The organism is Bacillus sp. JJ864, from assembly GCF_036963045.1.
In the GTDB taxonomy this organism is placed as follows: Bacteria; Bacillota; Bacilli; order Bacillales; family Bacillaceae_G; genus Bacillus_A; species Bacillus_A pseudomycoides_C.
The window spans coordinates 23,001-42,175 of the sequence record NZ_JBALLY010000041.1 but is presented as its reverse complement, the minus strand read 5'-3'; the positions used below and the strand labels follow the sequence as shown (position 1 = coordinate 42,175).

At 37.6% G+C, this 19,175-nt stretch carries 17 protein-coding genes, 1 pseudogene, 3 riboswitches and 1 other annotated feature; of the genes and pseudogenes, 16 read left to right on the top strand and 2 right to left on the bottom strand.

The window, feature by feature from the left end; translation table 11 throughout:
* Nucleotides 1–140 precede the first annotated feature (140 nt).
* Nucleotides 141–250: riboswitch (TPP riboswitch) on the top strand.
* A gap of 70 nt (nt 251–320) precedes the next feature.
* The 13 genes and pseudogenes from thiM to V7024_RS07780 all read left to right on the top strand — a co-directional run bounded on the left by thiM (nt 321) and on the right by V7024_RS07780 (nt 11,582).
* Nucleotides 321–1,130: a hydroxyethylthiazole kinase gene (thiM, locus tag V7024_RS07840; RefSeq protein WP_335517958.1), complete on the top strand. Its 810-nt coding sequence runs from the start codon at nt 321–323 to the stop codon at nt 1,128–1,130.
* A gap of 15 nt (nt 1,131–1,145) precedes the next feature.
* Nucleotides 1,146–1,799 carry a thiamine phosphate synthase gene (gene thiE, locus V7024_RS07835; RefSeq protein WP_335517955.1) on the top strand — a complete coding sequence of 218 codons (654 nt, stop codon included), beginning with the start codon at nt 1,146–1,148 and terminating at the stop codon, nt 1,797–1,799.
* A 117-nt stretch (nt 1,800–1,916) separates the two neighbouring features.
* The gene (gene ilvA / locus V7024_RS07830) at nt 1,917–3,125 is read left to right on the top strand and encodes a threonine ammonia-lyase (protein ID WP_335517952.1); all 1,209 of its coding nucleotides are present in this window, start codon (nt 1,917–1,919) and stop codon (nt 3,123–3,125) included.
* A gap of 235 nt (nt 3,126–3,360) precedes the next feature.
* A riboswitch (cyclic di-GMP riboswitch) is annotated at nt 3,361–3,447 on the top strand.
* A 146-nt stretch (nt 3,448–3,593) separates the two neighbouring features.
* A riboswitch (TPP riboswitch) is annotated at nt 3,594–3,696 on the top strand.
* 97 nt (nt 3,697–3,793) lie between these two features.
* A complete protein-coding gene (locus V7024_RS07825) occupies nt 3,794–4,114 on the top strand; it encodes an MTH1187 family thiamine-binding protein (RefSeq protein ID WP_335517949.1) in 321 nt (106 codons plus the stop codon).
* Complete coding sequence (locus V7024_RS07820) at nt 4,062–4,862, top strand: ABC transporter permease (protein ID WP_335517946.1); 801 nt, start codon at nt 4,062–4,064, stop codon at nt 4,860–4,862. The genes V7024_RS07825 and V7024_RS07820 overlap by 53 nt, the downstream gene beginning before the upstream one ends.
* Entirely contained in the window at nt 4,859–5,851 is a 993-nt protein-coding gene (locus V7024_RS07815) for an ABC transporter substrate-binding protein (RefSeq protein ID WP_335517943.1), read from the top strand. Before V7024_RS07820 ends, V7024_RS07815 begins: the two co-directional genes overlap by 4 nt.
* The gene (locus V7024_RS07810) at nt 5,848–6,597 is read left to right on the top strand and encodes an ABC transporter ATP-binding protein (protein ID WP_335517940.1); all 750 of its coding nucleotides are present in this window, start codon (nt 5,848–5,850) and stop codon (nt 6,595–6,597) included. Before V7024_RS07815 ends, V7024_RS07810 begins: the two co-directional genes overlap by 4 nt.
* Nucleotides 6,598–7,179: 582 nt before the next feature.
* Nucleotides 7,180–8,718, top strand: coding sequence for an ABC-F family ATP-binding cassette domain-containing protein (locus V7024_RS07805; RefSeq protein WP_335517938.1), 1,539 nt, complete (start codon nt 7,180–7,182; stop codon nt 8,716–8,718).
* Between the two features lie 42 nt (nt 8,719–8,760).
* Nucleotides 8,761–8,892 (top strand): annotated as a pseudogene (locus V7024_RS07800) (DUF1992 domain-containing protein); the annotation flags it as partial.
* 200 nt (nt 8,893–9,092) lie between these two features.
* Nucleotides 9,093–9,314 (top strand): hypothetical protein, encoded by a 222-nt coding sequence (locus tag V7024_RS07795; protein WP_335517934.1) that lies wholly within the window; start codon nt 9,093–9,095, stop codon nt 9,312–9,314.
* A 183-nt stretch (nt 9,315–9,497) separates the two neighbouring features.
* Nucleotides 9,498–9,641 (top strand): histidine kinase, encoded by a 144-nt coding sequence (locus tag V7024_RS07790; protein WP_335517931.1) that lies wholly within the window; start codon nt 9,498–9,500, stop codon nt 9,639–9,641.
* Between the two features lie 79 nt (nt 9,642–9,720).
* Complete coding sequence (locus V7024_RS07785) at nt 9,721–10,305, top strand: TetR family transcriptional regulator C-terminal domain-containing protein (RefSeq protein ID WP_335517928.1); 585 nt, start codon at nt 9,721–9,723, stop codon at nt 10,303–10,305.
* 65 nt (nt 10,306–10,370) lie between these two features.
* Nucleotides 10,371–11,582, top strand: coding sequence for an MFS transporter (locus V7024_RS07780; RefSeq protein WP_335517925.1), 1,212 nt, complete (start codon nt 10,371–10,373; stop codon nt 11,580–11,582).
* Between the two features lie 38 nt (nt 11,583–11,620).
* Here the strand turns inward: V7024_RS07780 and V7024_RS07775 are convergent, their stop codons facing one another.
* Both V7024_RS07775 and V7024_RS07770 read right to left on the bottom strand, forming a co-directional pair.
* Nucleotides 11,621–12,907 (bottom strand): MFS transporter, encoded by a 1,287-nt coding sequence (locus tag V7024_RS07775; RefSeq protein WP_335517922.1) that lies wholly within the window; start codon nt 12,905–12,907, stop codon nt 11,621–11,623.
* Nucleotides 12,908–13,003: 96 nt separating this feature from the next.
* Nucleotides 13,004–14,317, bottom strand: coding sequence for an alkaline phosphatase family protein (locus tag V7024_RS07770; protein ID WP_335517919.1), 1,314 nt, complete (start codon nt 14,315–14,317; stop codon nt 13,004–13,006).
* 141 nt (nt 14,318–14,458) lie between these two features.
* Here V7024_RS07770 and V7024_RS07765 point away from each other — a divergent pair, with 141 nt between their 5' ends.
* From V7024_RS07765 to V7024_RS07755, 3 genes are all read left to right on the top strand, one after another.
* Nucleotides 14,459–14,734, top strand: coding sequence for a YesK-like family protein (locus V7024_RS07765; RefSeq protein WP_335517916.1), 276 nt, complete (start codon nt 14,459–14,461; stop codon nt 14,732–14,734).
* A gap of 104 nt (nt 14,735–14,838) precedes the next feature.
* Nucleotides 14,839–15,043 (top strand) — a binding site (T-box leader).
* A 44-nt stretch (nt 15,044–15,087) separates the two neighbouring features.
* Entirely contained in the window at nt 15,088–16,515 is a 1,428-nt protein-coding gene (gene proS, locus V7024_RS07760) for a proline--tRNA ligase (RefSeq protein ID WP_335517913.1), read from the top strand.
* Between the two features lie 360 nt (nt 16,516–16,875).
* Nucleotides 16,876–19,086 carry an SH3 domain-containing protein gene (locus V7024_RS07755; protein ID WP_335517912.1) on the top strand — a complete coding sequence of 737 codons (2,211 nt, stop codon included), beginning with the start codon at nt 16,876–16,878 and terminating at the stop codon, nt 19,084–19,086.
* The last annotated feature ends 89 nt before the right edge of the window (nt 19,087–19,175 follow it).

Here is a 19,175-nt window from a genome sequence, read left to right as displayed (position 1 = left end):
CCTGACCGCTACTATGCATGGTCAGTTGCTCTCGTCCACCTAAAAAAAGAGCTTTTTTTATTTTTTTTCAGTTTGTATTTACATCTTTTTTTCAACTTGTTATTTCAATAGAATCAGAGTAGACTCTGAAGTAAATGAATAAGAAAATACATGGGAGTTTGCGGATGCAAACTGAGAGTACGGCTAATCCGTCGTTGACCATTTGAACCTGTTGGGTAATGCCAGCGTAGGGAGAGTGTAAGAGCACATTATGAAGACACTTTGCATGCGCAAAAGTGTCTTTTTTGCTATATCTCCCATGAAAAAAAGGAGAGATACATATGAAAATGAAAGAAATTGCACAAGTAGTTGAGACAGTACGAGAAAGAAATCCGCTCGTTCATAATATTACAAATGTCGTTGTGACAAATTTTACTGCCAATGGATTACTGGCATTAGGTGCTTCGCCAGTGATGGCATATGCGAAAGAAGAAGTAGCTGAAATGGCAAGTATTGCGGGAGCGCTCGTGTTAAATATGGGAACACTTCGCCAAGAAGAAGTAGAGGCGATGCTTATTGCTGGAAAGTCAGCAAATATGCACAATGTACCAGTTGTATTTGATCCTGTCGGTGCTGGGGCCACTTCGTATCGAACAGAAGTGGCAAGTTATATTCCAAGTGAAGTAAAGCTAGCAATTATCCGTGGCAATGCAGCAGAAATAGCAAATGTGATTGATGAGAAATGGGAGATTAAAGGCGTTGATGCAGGGGAAGGAAATGGTGATGTTGTGTCAGTTGCGAAACACGCATCTAAGCAGCTCAATACTGTTATTGTTATTACAGGAAAAGAAGACGTGATAACAGACGGAGAAAGAACGTTCATTCTTCGTAACGGTCATCCGATTTTAACGAAAGTAACAGGAACGGGTTGTTTGTTAACATCTGTTATCGGAGCATTTACAGCAGTTGAAAAAGATTATGTAAAAGCAGCTGTTGCGGCGGTAACATTTTACGGTGTAGCGGCAGAAATTGCGGCAAGTAAAACAGTTGAACAAGGACCCGGAAGTTTCCAAATTGAATTTCTAAATCAGTTAGCAAATGTTACTGCAGAAGACGTTGAACAATATGGAAATGTTGAAGAAGTTCGTTAAGAAGAGGTGAGAGAAATGGCACGTATCGATAAGCAACACATGTCTGAGTTATTAAAAGTGTATTTTATTATGGGCAGCAACAATTGCCATAAAGATCCATTACAAGTTATGAAAGAAGCGCTTGATGGCGGAGTTACACTTTTTCAGTATCGTGAAAAAGGTGACGGAGCGTTAACAGGGGGAAACCGATATGCATTTGCAAGACAGTTGCAATCTTTGTGCAAAGAATACAATGTTCCGTTTATCGTAAATGATGATGTGGAATTCGCACTAGCGTTAGATGCAGATGGTATTCATGTTGGGCAAGATGATGAAAACATTCAGATCGTACGTGAAAAAATGGGTGATAAAATCATTGGTGTATCCGCTCATACAATAGAAGAAGCTCGTTTTGCGATTGAAAATGGTGCGGATTATTTAGGAGTAGGACCGATTTTTCAAACAAACACGAAAAAAGATGCAAAAGCAGTACAAGGAACGGCAGGATTACGTGTTTTTCGTGAAAGTGGTATTGAAATTCCGATTGTCGGTATTGGTGGTATTACAATTGAAAATGCTGCTTCTGTCGTGGAAGCAGGGGCAGATGGTGTTTCCGTGATTTCAGCGATAAGTTTAGCGGATTCTCCTTATGAGAGTACGAAAAAATTAGCGGAGTTAGTAAAAAAATAATGAGTTGATAGATGAAAAGAACGATTTCTTATGTGTAGAAATTGTTCTTTTTTGTATAAAACAAATTGCGCCGTTTGAAACTAAAGTGTATGAATATACTGTTTCGGAGGCGACAACATGATTACGTTACAAACGATTATAGCCGCTCATGAAAAAATGAAAGGCATTGTCCATACGACACCGTTAGATTATTCTAGTACATTTAGTGAGCTCGCTCATAATGAAATCTATTTAAAGCTTGAGAATTTGCAAAAGACGGGTTCCTTTAAGGTGCGTGGTTCTTATAATAAAATGACTTCACTTAGTAAAGAAGAATTGCAAAAAGGAGTTGTGGCAGCATCGGCTGGTAATCATGCGCAAGGTGTTGCTTATTCTAGTAATATGCTCGGGATTCCATGTACCATTGTTATGCCAAAAGGAGCGCCGCTTAGTAAGGTGCTTGCAACAAAGCGTTACGGAGCGAATATCGAATTGCAAGGAAATGTATTTGATGAAGCACTGGCTTATGCGCTTGATTTAAGAGAGCGAACTGGAGCGACATTTGTCCATCCATTTGATGATGAGCATGTGATTGCTGGACAAGGAACAGTTGGATTAGAAATTTTGCATCAGCTTGATGATGTTGACGCGGTCATTTGTCCGATTGGAGGCGGTGGCTTAATTGCGGGCGTTGCGATGGCGATTAAAGAACAAAAGCCATCAGTGAAAATATATGGTGTCCAGGCGCTAGCATGTCCGAGTATGAAACAATCTTTACAGGAAAAACAAAGGGTGACAGTACAATCAACGCCTACAATGGCCGATGGAATTGCGGTGAAAAGACCAGGTGATCTCACCTTTCAGCTTGTGCAGCGTTATGTAGATGATATTTTCTGTGTGGATGAGATGGAGATTGCGCGGACAATGCTTATGTTATTAGAACGTAATAAATTACTTGTAGAAGGATCGGGTGCTACTTCATTAGCAGCGCTGTTATATGGAAAAGTGCCTGAGCAAGGGAAAAAGATTGTCTCTGTAATAAGTGGCGGTAATGTTGATGTTAATTTTATTTCTCGTATTATTGAACACGGGATGGTGGAAGCAGGACGATTTGTCCATATTTCAACTATGATTAAAGATAAGCCAGGACAATTGCAGCAAGTATTGCAAATTATCACCGATTTAGAAGCAAATGTTCTTCACATTCACTTAGAGAGAATTGGATCGAAAGTATTCCCAGGTTATGCACAGCTTCATCTTTCTCTTGAGACGAAAGATAATGAGCATATTGAGCAAGTGCTAATGGGAATGCGGAAGAAAGGATATAGTATTGAAATCATTGAATAAATATTTAAACAAACGTTTGATTAAAAAGAGCTAGCCCTTATAAAGGCTAGCTCTTTTGTAATTATAACACATTAAAAACGTGATTTACTCTGTTTGTTAACATTATGTTACAAGAGGGTTATTTTGAAATTTTATATTTATATGTACAAATAAGTGGACAAACTAATCTAGATGGTGTAATCTGTGGACAGAGAATTGTTTAATTCTCATAAAACTCCCATATCGTTCAACTCGTTCTCGAGAAAGGCAAACTTGTGGAAACACAAGGTCGCAAAGCTATAGGAGCTAAGGTCAAATAAGACTATGCTAGCCAGTTACCGGACTGATAGGGTTGGTTTAGGCCAATGTTTTTATAACATTGGTCCCTTTTTTTGTGTAAAAATATGAAGAGTAACTTGAGACAGTATTTTTGAGAAGAAAAAAATAAATTTGTTTGTTCATAAAAATAATACGTGCTACAATGAAGACGAATTGAAACAGGGGAGCCGGTATGGCTGAGAGGATGTAACAATACATCGACCCTTAACCTGATCTGGATAATGCCAGCGTAGGGAGTTGTATCAAGAATCGTAGCGACTGTTATTCTATGATAACTTGTATATAAGGCTTTCCTGCTTTTGGGCAGGAAAGCCTTTTCTTTTTATATGAAATTAAAGGAGGAACTTAGTATGTCACAGCAAGTTACAGTTTCATTTTCTGTTGTACCACAAGCAAAACATAAAGATGTATATGCGGTTGTAGATAAAGCGATTGAGGTTGTTCAGCAATCAGGCGTGCGCTATGAAGTTGGCGCGATGGAAACGACGATGGAGGGGGAATTAGACGAGCTTCTTAATATTATTAAACGTGCGCAGCAAGCTTGCATAGATGATGGGGCAGAAGAAGTCATTACTTCTATTAAAATTCACTATCGTCCAAGCACAGGCGTAACGATTGATGAAAAAGTGTGGAAGTATCGTGAAGAGCATGAAAAAACAGAAGAGATCTAACATAGCGATTACGACAATTTGGCTTTTCCTTCTCATCGCAATATGGGAAGGCGCTGTTTCCATATTCCATATTGAACCGTGGATTTTGCCGAAGCCTTCTGCAATTGTACATGAACTGATAGAAATGAAAGATTTATTACTTCCCAATATGGTGCAGACCTTACAAGAAGTTTTCATAGGATTATTTTTTGCAATTATACTTGGAACGAGCATTGCAATAATTATGGATGTAATTCCATTATTCCGTGTGTTAATTAATCCATTATTAGTGATTTCACAAACCGTTCCGATTGTTGTACTCGCACCGTTATTTATTATTTGGTTTGGCTACGGAATGCTGCCAAAAGTAATGGTTGTGATTCTCGTATGCTTCTTTCCGATTACACTTAGTATTTTAGAAGGTTTTCAAACGGTAGATAAAGCGATGCTAAAGTTGCTGCAAACAATGCGGGCAAGCAAGTGGCAAGTCTATCAAAAAGTGAAATTTCCAGCAGTACTGCCATACTTTTTTTCAGGATTAAAAATTGCCGTTACATATAGCGTAATGGGAGCCATTATTGGGGAATGGCTTGGGGCAAGTGAAGGATTAGGCGTTATGCTGACAAGAGCGACGAAATCTTTTTTAACAGCTCGTGTGTTTGGAATCGCTGCTGTTATTGCCTGTGTGACGCTACTCTTGTATTTTATTGTTGAATTTATGGCAAGACTAACAGCACCATGGGTTTACAGAAAGGACGGAGAAAAATGAAAAAAGGGTTAAAAGCGTTATTAGCAGCTTCTTTATTATTTACATTTGCAGGCTGCTCAGCAGGGAAGAAAGAAGAGAGTAAAGAGGAGAAAGTAAAAGTAGTATTGGATTGGTTTCCGAATACAAACCATACTGGTTTATATGTAGCAAAGACGAAAGACTATTATAAAAAACAAGGGCTAGATGTAGAAATTATTCAGCCAGGTGAAAATACGTCTGCTGAACAAATGGTTGCATCAGGAAAAGCTGATTTTGGTGTAAGTTATCAAGAGAACGTAACAACAGCGCGAGTGGAAGACATTCCAGTCGTATCTATCGGTGCTGTTATTCAACATAATACATCGGCATTTGCATCTTTAAAAAAGGATAACATCACATCTCCAAAAGCATTTGAAGGAAAACGATATGGCGGTTGGGGAGCACCAGCTGAAGAAGCTACTTTAAAAACAATTATGGATAAGCATCAAGCAGACTATAATAAAGTGCAAAAGGTTGTACTTGGACAAACGGATTTCTTTAAATCTATTGGCCGTGACGCTGATTTTGAGTGGATCTATTATGGCTGGGATGGTATTGAAGCAAAAAGAAAAGGCATTGAGCTGAATACGATTATGTTAAAAGATTTAGATCCAGCGCTAGATTATTATAGTCCTGTTATTATTACTAGTGAAAAACATGCAAAACAAGATAAAGATTTTGTGAAGAAGTTTATGAAAGCAACAACAGATGGCTATAACTTTGCAATTAAAGAACCGCAAGCATCAGCGGATATTTTAATTAAAAATGTACCAGACATTAATAAAGAGTTAGTACAAGAAAGCCAAAAATGGTTAAGTACGAAATACCAAGATGATGCGAAAGCGTGGGGAGTACAGAAGGAAGAAGTATGGACGAATTATATGAATTTCTTATATGACAATAAAGTCATTAAAAAGAAAATTGATGTGAAAGCGGCCTTTACGAACGAATTCCTTCCAAGTGAAAAATGAACGGACTACAAGTAAAAGACGTTACGAAAACATTTGATGGGAAAACCGTGCTAGAGCATATGAATGTCTCAGTTCAAGAAGGTGAATTTGTTTCGTTTGTTGGACCAAGTGGTTGCGGAAAAAGTACGTTATTGAACATTATTGCTGGCATTGAACAAGCAAATGATGGAGATGTACTTTATGAAGACCAATCCGTTATGAAGCGGGATCTTGTTAGCTACATGCCGCAGCAAGATCTTCTGCTTCCATGGCGTTCTGCTCTTCATAATATTGTATTGCCTTTAGAAATTGAAGGACAATCCAAAAGAAAACGATTAGAAATTGGTATGGAAGCATTAAGGCAATTTGGACTTGATGAATATGCAGACCATTATCCAGATGCGTTATCAGGTGGAATGCGGCAGCGTGTTAGCTTCTTACGTACGTATTTATGTGATAAACCAATTATGTTGCTTGATGAGCCCTTTGGAAAATTAGATGCATTTACAAAAATGGAAGTGCATAGCTGGTTATTAGAATCATGGCAAAAAGGGAAACAAACGATCATTATGGTTACGCATGACTTAGATGAAGCCATTTTGTTATCAGATCGTGTCTTCATTTTGTCGCAGCAACCATCAACAATTGTTGGAGAAGTGAAAGTGAACTTGCCGCGTCCTAGAACGATGGATATGTTAACGTCAGAAGAGTTAAAAGAAGATAAAACAGCGATCTTAAAAATATTAGCTCCTTATATGAGGAAATAAAATATTGCTCCTTAACGGTTTTTGATACAATTACTGTTAAGGATTTTTTTGTTAAGCAAATGTTGACTCAGGAAGAAAATGAAATTGCCGCCAGGTAGACAAAAAGGAGCCTGCTACTTACTTTCTCCTTTTGTTTAAGCTTCGCGTGTGGCAGAAAAAGGCCCTGACCGCTTCTATGCATGGCCAGATGCTCTCGCCCCCCTAAAAAGAAAGGGGTTTTTACAGATTCTAAGCAGGAATTTTAACAAATTTGCAGAATGTAGCATATGATAGAATAAATGTATGATTTTTGTTTATTCTATATACAAATAATAATTTATAAAGAGGTGAAAGGATAAGATGACTTTATCAACTGTTCTTCAAATGGTTTTGGCTTGATAAGGGGGAAGTCTGCCCAATTTTTGAGTAAAAGCCAACCGAAAGACAGTAGATAAAGAACCTTATTCCTTTTTTACGATAATAATTTGTAATGGATAAGGTGTGTTTGCCTTATCCATTTTTGCGTTCAGCGAATTGAATATTGTTTTTATTGTACTGTTCTCTCGTTTGGCTTTAGATGTAAAGCGAAAAGGAGAGAGTAAAATGAGTATGTTATCAGTTGAAAATCTTACCCATATGTATGGTGATAAAATAATCTTTCAAAATATTGGCTTTCGATTACTGCGAGGTGAGCATGTTGGTCTTGTAGGGAGCAACGGAGCAGGGAAATCGACATTACTGCGTATATTAGCTGGAGAATTGCTTCCTGATGGGGGGACGATTGAATGGTTTTCGCAGGTGAAAATCGGCTTTTTACAGCAACATATAGATTTACAGTCCGGAACAACGATTATGCAGTATTTACAAAGCGCCTTTGCCCACTTGTATGATACCGAGAATAAGATGCTGCAAATCGCAGAGAAAATGGCAGCAGGCGATAATCTTGAACAATTGTTAGTGCAATATGGAGAGCTGCAAAGTGTACTAGAGCATTCTGATTTTTATCATATTGAAGAAAAAATCGAAATGGTCGCTGCGGGATTAGGAATTTTAGAACTTGGTATGGATCGTGATGTGGAGCAACTAAGCGGTGGCCAACGAACAAAACTGTTATTAGGAAAATTATTATTAGAAGAGCCGCATGTTTTATTACTTGATGAACCAACAAACTATCTTGATAGCGTGCATATTGAATGGCTTATGGGGTATTTGAAAAATTACGAACATGCTTATATTATCGTTTCGCATGATGAAAGGTTTTTAAATGAAATTACGAATGTCATTTATCATTTAGAACATAAAGGAATGAAACGCTATATAGGTAATTATCAAACATTCCTAACAAACTATGAGCAAAATAAACAGCAATTACAAGTAGCGTATGATAGGCAGCAAAAAGAAATGGAAAGACTAAAGAATTTTATTCAAAAGAATAAAGTTCGTAAAGCAAAACAGGCAAAAAGTCGTGAAAAAGTGTTAGCAAAAATTAATCAAATCGGAAAACCATCTTCTGCGCTGCAACTGCGTTTTACGTTTCAGGTGCATTTTGATCCTGTTAGCCGAATTTTAGAGACGAAAAATATGCAGATTGGTTATAAAGAGCCTTTATTCAGTCCAATTGATTTACAAATAAAGCGCGGTGAAAAAATTGCAATCGTCGGCTATAACGGGATTGGGAAAACAACAATGTTAAAAACATTGCTTGGGTATTTGCAGCCTTTAAGCGGCACCGTGCAAATAGGAGAGCGAGTAAATCCAGCTTATTTTGCACAAGAGGAATTTGCCACGGAGCAAACACCGCTTGAGGAAGTATGGTCACTGCGGCCGGATATGACGCAAAAACAAATTCGGCAAGCATTAGCAAGGTGCGGTTTAACAGAAGAGCATATTTTGCAACCGCTTTGCTCATTAAGCGGCGGGGAACAAACGAAAGTACGTTTATGTGAATTAATGTTAACAGAAAGTAATGTACTTGTTTTAGATGAACCGACGAATCATTTAGATGTTCGGGCAAAAGAAGCGCTGAAGCAAGCTCTTATGGAATATGAAGGCACGATTCTGCTCGTTTCCCATGAACCAGATTTTTATGAAGAATGGGTGACACAAGTATGGGCAGTGCAGGACTGGTGTAAACGCGTTTAATCGTGAGGGAAGTGTTTCTGGTTAAGAGCATAAGCTATGGCAGAGAGACGGGGATTACAAGAGGAATTAACGGCAAAATCACTTCGTTTTCAGCAATTGATCGAAAGACGTAAATTAAAAGAAACAGCTTCATTTGGTATATATCGCGATAAGATATTTCGAAAATTCCTGTAAGGGAGTTCGTATAATTTTGAAGTAAATAAGAGCTAACAATTGCTATCTGTACTATTAGTTTGAAATTCATCCTAATATAGGTGAAAATGTAATTTTATTAGAGGATATGGAGGGAGTTTTGGCGAAATATATAGTTGTGATTGCTTTCCCTGAAAAATATAAATCGCACTCTAGTTGAAGAGTGAAAGGGGGATTTTAGAATGGAAATGTTAGTAGGGGCTGTGTTTTTTATTATACTGTTTGCCATTATTGTAAAAGTAACTGCGTCTAGTGAAAGAAAGCGAGGACGAAAACGATATAATTCCGATTCAACGGATAGTACAGGATATAGTGCACCAATATTTTTTGCAGGATCTAGTGACAGCTCGGGGGATTGCGGAAGTTCTTTTGGCGGAGATGGTGGCAGCTGCGGCGGAGATTAACATAGAAATGCGCCTGAAAAGGCGCATTTTTTATTGCTTTGAAATTTAAACAAACGTTTGATTAGTTGGGGGAAAGTCTTGTGAAATGTATTAAACAAACGTTTGATTAATAAAGAGAAAAAGAGAAAAAGAGAAAAAGAGAAAAAGAGAAAAAGAGAAAAAGAGAAAAAGAGGGAACATAGAATGGAGAAAAAGCTGAAAGTAAAAAACAAAGGGAAAATGATTGCATTTGCTGTAGTAGCAGGTGGCGTTGTTTTATTTAAGGTTGCGTTAAAAATAGGGAAATTGTATGCGATTCATAATTGGATTGACAAGATGTTTTCTTAAATGAGAAAAATGCCTCTTGTAAGGAAGAGGCATTTTTTGTTAAAATTAGACTGAACGGTCGGTTTAATGAGGTGCAATGATGAGAAAAAGTGCTGAAGAAATTAAAAGAGAAATTGCTTATAAAGCAGAACAATTATTTTCAAAAACAGGGTATGCAGCAACATCTATGGAAGACATTTGTGAAATTACTGAGCGGAGTAAAGGTAGTATTTATTACCACTTTAAAAGTAAAGAAGAATTGTTTTTATTTGTAGTGAAGCAGCATACGTACGATTGGCTGGAAAAATGGGCAGAAAAAGAAAAGCAGTACCAGACAAGTACAGAAAAGCTATATGGTCTTGCGGAATATTATGTGGAAGATGTACAAAATCCAATTTCTAGTACAATTGAAGAATTTCTAACGAGTCAAGTTGTAAGGAAAGATATCATGGATGAAATGATCGCCTTAACTCGTGAATCGTATAGCATTTTTAAGAAGCTAGCCGAAGAAGGGATGGCATCCGGTGAATTTCGTCAAGATGATGTAAATGATCTCATGTACGTTGTGAACGGTTTGTTAGCTGGGCTTGGACCGTTATATTATGAAATGAATGCAGAAGAAATGAAACGTATTTATAAAAAGGCAATTGATGTTTTATTACAGGGAATGGCAGCTGGATCGTAACGTCAGCAGCTTTTCTTTTGAAATAAATTAGACTGAACGGTCGGTTTAGAAAAGGGGGAGATACGATGAATGCTTTGTTAAAAAATCGAGTGTTTCTGCTTGTAATTGCTTCTGATATTTTACAACAATTTGCAATTTGGATCCGAAATATGGCGCTTTTGTTTTTTGTTATGGAACAGACAAATAATGATCCCGTTGCTGTTTCTATATTGTCCGTTATGGAATACGCACCTATATTTATCTTTTCGTTTGTTGGAGGTGCCTTGGCTGACCGGTGGAATCCAAATCGCACGATGATTACAGGGGATATATTAAGTGCACTATCTATCGTTATGATCGTTTTCTTGTTGAATATTGGGTATTGGCAAGCGTTATTTGCTGCAACATTTGTATCAGCGGTCGTCAGCCAATTTTCACAGCCAGCAACTTCACGCGTTTTTAAACATCATGTCGAAGAGGAACATGTGAGTGCAGCCATTGCTATATCTCAAAGTTTACAAGCGTTGTTCCTTATCTTTGGTCCAGTTGTAGGAACATTCGTATATACACAGCTCGGTTTATTTGCATCACTCTACAGCTTAATCATTATTTTTGCTTTATCAGCTCTTTGTCTTTCATTTCTGCCAGGGTGGATGAAAGAAGTAGAGGCGCGGCAATCTTCATTATGGAATGATATAAAAGAAGGTTGGTTGTATGTGTTACGTTTGAATCCCCTGCGAATGTTGGCTATTGCTTTTTCGATCATTGGCTTAGCAGCAGGTTTAGTACAACCGCTTGAAGTCTTTCTCGTTGTGGAGCGATTAGGAATGGAGAAAGAAGCTGTCCAATATTTAACTGCAGCCGATGGCATTGGGATGTTAATTGGGGGCGTTGTGGCAGCTGTTGTTTCTAAAAAAGTAAAGCAGAAACATTTACTCGTTTTTGGAATGATTATTTTAGCTGTTTCATTTGTTGTAGAAGGATTTTCGACTTCGTTTTGGATCACAGTATGCATGCGTTTTATAACAGGAATTTGTTTAGCTTGTGTAAATATCGTAATCGGAACGTTTATGATTCAACTTGTAGATGACAACATGATTGGCCGGGTAAATGGAACGATACTACCATTATTTATGAGTACGATATTAATAGGTGTTTCTTTAGGGGGAGTATTGAAGGAAGCGACCTCACTTATTATGGTATTTAGTGTAGCGGCTATACTTGGCTTAGCTGCTGTCTTGCCGATATTTAAAATGAAGATGACACCAAAGCAAGAGATGCAGAAAGTAAATCCATAATAAAAACGCTCTCTCGTATAAGTTGGGAGAGCGTTTTATTATAATGTTTCTGGTTTTTGAGAAGGTTCTGTTACAGAAGCCGAAGAACCCTCTGGTACACGTGTTAACAGAAATCCTCCTATGATAAATAGAATGATAATACTTAACACACCAGCGTTTGTTTTACCGGTTAACTGCGTTGTGACACCGACGAGAACCGGGCCCATAATGGCTGCGAATTTACCAAATATGTTATAAAATCCAAAGAATTCGTTTGCGGATTCTTTCGGAATAAGCTTTGCAAAATAGGAGCGGCTTAACGCTTGAATACCACCTTGTGAAGTAGCAACGAGCATTGCCAAAATCCAGAAATCTAACGTTGTTTTTAGGAAATAAGCGTATGTACAAATAATAATATACATAATAATTCCAACATATAGCATTTTCTTGCCGGTAAATGTTTCAGATAACTTGCCATATAACAAGGCAAACGGACCGGCGACGATCTGCGTGACGAATAAAATAATTATTAAATTTGTTGCACTAATTCCAAGGTCTGTTCCGTATGCTGTTGACATTGTAATGATTGTGTCGACTCCATCAATATAAAAGAAATAGGCAAGGAGGAAGAAGAACACTGTTCGGTATTGACGGATATTTTTAAATGTATGAACAAGACGTTTAAAGCTTGTTACAACAGGATTTGGATCACGTTCGATATAGTAGCGTTGTTCCACATTTTTTAACATAGGGATTGTAAAGAGTCCCCACCAAAGCGCTGTAATTGCGAATGAAATTTGGCTTGTCACGCCGACTGATAATGGAATAATACTTTTTTGTGAAAGAATAATAAGAGCCATGCAGCCGATAAATGGAATCGTGCTCCCAATATAGCCAAGGGCAAAGCCGCGTGTTGAAATACGGTTCATTCGTTCCTCTGTCGTCACATCTATTAAAAACGCATCGTAAAAAATATTGGCTCCTGCAAATCCAACTAAAGCGAGCATATAACAGCAAAGTAAGAGAATCCACTGTGAAGTTGGTACGACTGCCAACATACTTGTAAAAATAATGCCTAATAGGAAAAAGAATGTGAAAAATCGTTTCTTAAATCCTTTATAATCAGCAATTGTGCCAAGAATTGGAGCGAGTATAGACACCATAAGTGTCGCAAGGGAATTGGCATATCCCCAATATGCAGTTGATGTTGTGCCTGCAAGTCCAGCTTCTTTAGCAGCTGCTTTAAAGTAGATTGGAAATATAGCAGTTGTAATAACGAGTGAATATACTGAGTTTGCCCAGTCATATAATATCCAGCTTTTTTCTTGCCTGGACATTTTTTTCATATATGTTCCTCCTCTAACTAATGTAATGTTATTGTACAGAAATGCGTACGTAAAAAAGAGAAACTGACTGAATATTTACATAGTTTTTACATAACTTTACAATTCTAATAAATCCTCTATAACCTTTCCGTCTGTTTCACCAAGATGCAATCCAAGCAATCTTGCAATTGTAGGACCTTCATCAATTAGTCGCATGTGCGGAATAATCGCGCCTTGACGAATTCCTTTACCGGCTGCCATAAAAATCGTTTCGTAATTTGGTTTTGACGGGGAATAGCCATGGGTACCAAACGTATACTTTTTACTAGAGGTCACATCTTCTCTTGTAATCTCTCTTATAAGATCTCCAGTATGATTTTCTAAAAAGTAATAGCCTTCTCGCGCCTCCAGCATAAAGAGGCAATTTCCATCGGCACCTAAATCTTTTGCTTCCTCATCGGTTAATAGAAATTCTATGCCGTTTCGTTTATCTTGTATGAGTTCTTGTAGTAAACGGTGTAAACTGCCAATTGTTTCTGTATCATTTTTATCTTTTACGTATATATATGCTGAGCCGTCACAGCTTTGACAATAAGCTTTCCAATTTGTTACCTCTCCTTTTTGATTTACAGTAAGGAGCCCTTTTTCACGCAATAAGACATTTAATTGGATGGCCTTATTTTCATCTAATGCGCTATGATCTCCAAGTGCAATGATAGTTGTCTCGTCATACATACCGTTTTCACGGAGTGCATCAACAATTGCACCGAGGCGCTTGTCATGGCGATGAATCGCTGCGACTGTTTCCTCAGAAGAAAATCCATGATAATGGCGCTGTGTATCTAAGTCAGTGAAATGAACAAACATAAGATTTGGTTTTTTCGTTTGAATCGTGTGCACTGCAGAAGCAAGTACAAAATCATCTAGTTCCGGTTGTGACAAACCATTTCGAATGTGACCAAAACGCTGATTTAACTCTAGTTGATACAATGGACTCCCACTGAATAAGGAGACGAGTATTTGATTTTGCCATGGACGATTTGGAAAAATTTCTGGCATGTTGTAGTCAATTTTTGCTCTTCCTGTTACAGGCCATAGAAGTGCAGCTGTTTTTAAGTTTTCTTTTCGCGCTTCATCATAAAGGGTTGTTCCTTGAACCGAACGGCGGTACCAGTGCCAGTCCGGTGATTCCTTCCCGGGTTGCAGCAGAGTATTGTTTACAACCCCATGCTTCGCAGGATAATTTCCTGTCACAATTGTTGTATGACTCGGATATGTAACAGATGGATAAACACCTTCAACTTTTTCAGCGTATGCACCGCGTCTTAGTAAAGAACGGAAGTGCGGAAGGTTTTGTAATATAGGAAAATCTAAAGCTGATAAACAATCAAAAGATAAAACAATAACATGTTTTGTTGCAGGTTTGTTCATAGAATAATACCTCCAAAAGTTCTACAACCTATTTTTATATATTACTATTAATACTTGGTGATAAAAACTACTGCTAAAAAGAAAGTTTTTTTAGAATTTTGAGACTTATAAACGTATAATACAATTAAAGGAGTGAAAAGAATGGAATTTTTTCTAATGAGTAGCATAATCACAATGGTTCTTGTTTTTTTGATTTCGTTCACATTACGCAAAAGTTTCCCAAATCGTTCGTTTGATATTACGTTCGGACTTATTATGATTATTATTTGCTTGGTTAGTTTTTTCTTTACGCTATTTTTTCTTGATGGATGGGAAGGAATGGGATATGGCTTCCTCTGTTTTTTTGTATTAATTGGAACAATTATTGGGATGTTACTTCATCAAATCGTGAAATTTTTCCGAAAGAAATATATGTAATACGAGTATAAAACAAAATAAACTGAAAAGAATATATAAAAGTCAAAAAATTCCCTATTGCGTTATAATGTGGGGTGTATTATGATAATCAACAAATTTATATTGTTATGACGATGAAAGAGGACTAGTACATATTCAATCTTTTTGCAGAGAGAGAATCCAGTGGCTGAGAGATTCTTAAAAGACAGTATGGAACCTACCTTTGAGTTCTGCATTTGCAGCGGGATATTCCCGTTATCAAACAAGAGAGCATATACATGTTGTATATGAATCAGGGTGGTAACGCCGGCAAAAAGCTCGGTCCCTATTTTAGGGATGCGGGCTTTTTTTATTTTGAAAAGGAGGAAAAGAACATGAAAAAAGAACAAGTACAAGCCATTACAACAATGGAAGAAGATTTCGCGCAGTGGTATACGGATATCGTAAAAAAAGCTGAGCTTGTTGACTATTCAAGTGTAAAAGGATGTATGATTTTACGCCCGTATGGGTACGCCCTTTGGGAAAACATTCAAAAAGTAATGGATGAAAAGTTAAAAGAAACAGGTCATGAAAATGTATATATGCCAATGTTTATTCCAGAAAGTTTACTTCAAAAAGAGAAAGACCATGTAGAAGGTTTTGCGCCAGAAGTAGCGTGGGTAACGCACGGCGGGGATGAGGAATTAGCTGAGCGTCTTTGTATTCGTCCGACATCAGAAACGTTATTCTGTGAGCATTTCTCGAAAATTGTACAATCGTACAATGATTTACCAAAGCTATATAATCAGTGGTGCTCTGTTGTCCGTTGGGAAAAAACAACACGTCCATTCTTACGCACAACTGAATTTTTATGGCAAGAAGGTCATACAATTCATGAAACAGCAGAAGAGTCACAGCAAGAAACGCTTAACATTTTAAATATATATGCGTCGTTTTGTGAGGAGTATTTAGCGATTCCGGTTATAAAAGGGCAGAAGACGGAAAAAGAGAAATTTGCAGGTGCGAAAGCGACTTATACAATTGAAAGCTTAATGCATGATGGTAAAGCATTGCAAACGGGCACGTCGCATAATTTTGGCACGAACTTCACAGAAGCATTTGATATTAAGTTTCTAGATCGAAATGGGAAGTGGCAATATGCCCACCAAACATCTTGGGGCGTATCAACGAGAATGATCGGCGGACTTATTATGGTGCATAGTGATAATAATGGTCTTGTATTACCACCAAAGATTGCGCCAACGCAAGTGATGATTGTACCAATTGCCCAGCACAAAGAAGGCGTGTTAGAAAAAGCAGCCGAGCTTCAAGCACGTATTCAAAAAGTTGCGCGCGTGAAAATGGATGCAAGCAACAAAACACCAGGCTGGAAGTTTAATGAATATGAGATGAAGGGAGTACCAATTCGCTTAGAAGTAGGGCCGAAAGATATTGAAAAAAATCAAGTTGTCCTTGTACGTCGTGACACGAAAGAAAAAGAATTTGTATCTATAAACGAATTAGAAGAACGTATTGCAACATTACTTGAGGATATTCATCAGTCTTTATTTGAAAAGGCAAAAGCGCTGCGTGAAGAAAAAACATATACAGCTATTACTTTTGAAGAGATGAAGCAAGCAGCAGAAAAGCAAGGGTTCATTAAAGCGATGTGGTGTGGAAGTCTTGATTGCGAAGAAAAGTTAAAAGAAGAAGTAGGCGTTACATCACGTTGTATGCCATTTGAACAAGAGGAATTAGCTAAGCATTGTGTGTGCTGTGAGAAAGAGGCAAAACATATGGTGTATTGGGGTAAGGCGTATTAAAGAATTAACGAAAAGGAGCTGACTAATGTCAGCTCCTTTTCGTACATTTAGAGTGTCGAACATCGTCGAAGTATCTTTATCCCGCATTAACGGGCAGTAAAAGCGGGGGAATCACGAGGAAGAAAACTGCCCGTAAAAGCCCGATTGGACGGGCTTTCCATCAGTGAGAAAAGCATCACTGATGGAAGTTTCACTTTAAATTGTGTCGAAGCGCCGATATATCAGTGGACATATATAATTTTATGGATTTTTAACAATTTTCAAACATAAGGCACGCTGATAGTTATGTTATAATATGAGATAAGAAATAAGGAAAGGAAGTGACTTCAGAATATAAATATCATTATATTCTAATTAATAATGAAACAAACAACAAAACAAATCATAGCAGGTACGTTTTTAGCGGCAGCTGCATCTCTTATTTCTACAAATGCTTTTGCACAAGAAGAAAGCACAGCGACAGTAAACGCGACAAATTTAAATATACGTCAACAACCAACAACACAAAGTCCAATTGTCGGACAAGTAAAGCAAGGAGCAACGGTAAAGGTATTAGAAGTACAAAAAGATTGGGCAAAAATCTCTTGCAATGGTAAAGAGGGCTATGTGTCACTGCAGTTTTTAAAGATAGCAGGAACAAAACCTGTAACAGAATCGAAGCAACAAACAAGTATTAATAATGGACAACGTGAAACAGGTGTTGTAACAGCAACACGTTTAAATGTTCGTAATAGTCCTGGTGCAGGTAGCACTCTTATTGGAAGTGTTCAAAAAGGAGAGACTGTTACCGTTATAGGAAAAGCAAATGGCTGGGCCAAAATCGAATATAAAGGAAAAGAAGGTTATGTTTCACTAGAATTTATAAAGATAGGAGAGAAAGCGGGAGTAGCGCCGCAACCAGCACCGACGCAGCAATCAAGTATTAATAATGGCCCGCAAGAGGCAGGAACAATAACAGCGACAAGTCTGCGAGTAAGAAGCGCTGCAAACACAAATAGTAGTATTCTCGGAAACTTAAAACAAGGCGAGAAGATAACAGTACTCGGAAAAGCAAACGGCTGGGCGAAGATTGCGTACAACGGAAAAGAAGGTTATGTATCGTTAGAGTTTGTACAAATTAGTACAAGTTCGAATGCTAACAACGGAAACAATGTAAATAATGGAAATAATGGAAATAACGGACAAGTGACGGAAGGACGAGGCGTTGTAAATGCATCTTTATTAAATGTGCGCCAAGGTCCTGCAACGAGCGCTTCAATTGTAGCCCGCTTAAAAAATGGTGAATCTGTTTCAGTAATAGGCAAGGAAAATGGTTGGGCGAAAGTGCGCGTAAATGGAAAAGAAGGTTATGTTTCTTTACAGTTCTTAAAATTAAAACAAGCATCTTCCTATGAAGTGGTCACAGAGGCAGGAAAAGTTCAAAAATCAAATGGGACGGAAGCAGAAAAAGAACTGCAAACTAAACAAGAAGATGGTTATATTGTTAGCGATGGTAAAGTTGTGAATATGAAACAAGGCTTTGTACGAGCGAATAAGCTCATTAATATTTATGATATTGCGAATGGTAAAAAGTTAACATATGTACGAGAAGGAGCTGACTTAAAGTTCATAAAAGCGGATGGAGACCGTGTGCATGTGAAAATTGACGGTACGACAGGATATGTCAATATAGACGATGTTACTTTATATCCAAATATGGTTCGTGAATCAACGTCGTATTATACAGTGAAAAAAGGAAAGCTTTATCACTATGTATATAATGATTCTACGAGTAAGTATGCGGCGTATCAAATTGGTAATGCACCGAAGCATTTACAAGAAGGTCAGCGTTATGAGGCATTTGATAAAACGCAAATTGGTGGACAAGATAGTTATCAATATTTTGAATATGTACCAATTCGCGCTACATCTACTTATACAGCGAAAGACATTGATGATTTCTTAAGAAAAAATAGTGCAGACAGTCCGCTGATTGGAACTGGAAAATATTTTGTTAATGCAGCACAAAAATATAATTTAAATGCAGGTTATTTACTATCTCATGCTATTTTGGAATCCGGTTGGGGAAAAAGTCGGATTGCACAAGATAAGAAAAATTTATTTGGTTTTAGAGCGGTAGATTCTGATCCATATAACGGTGCAACGGCATTTAAAACATGGGATGAGGGTATTAACTTCTGCGCTTCATATATTGATCAAAACTATTTAAATCCAAATGGCTGGACATATAATGGCGGGAATTTGGGAGATAAATCACAAGGTATGAACGTCATGTATGCAAGTGATGAGAATTGGGGCCAACAAATCGCTTCTCTTATGAATAGACTCGATACCATGAACGGTGGAAAAGATTTGAATAGATATCAGCTAGGTATGCTGCAAGCAGGGTCTGGGGTATTAAAAAATATAGGCGGCGCACAAGCGAGTGTAGCACCTCGTAATATGACAGTTGCAATTAAGAACACGATTCAAACTTCAAGTGGAACATACTATGAGCTAGTTTCTGACAACACAGCGTATAATAGTGTGTATGTGAAAGCAAGTTCTGTAAAACTTATATCTTCATATTAAAAAATAGCTAGATTCATAATGTTGATGATAAGTAAAGAAGTTAGTTATATGTCGAATATCGTCGAAGGGTCTTTAAATTGTGTCGAAGC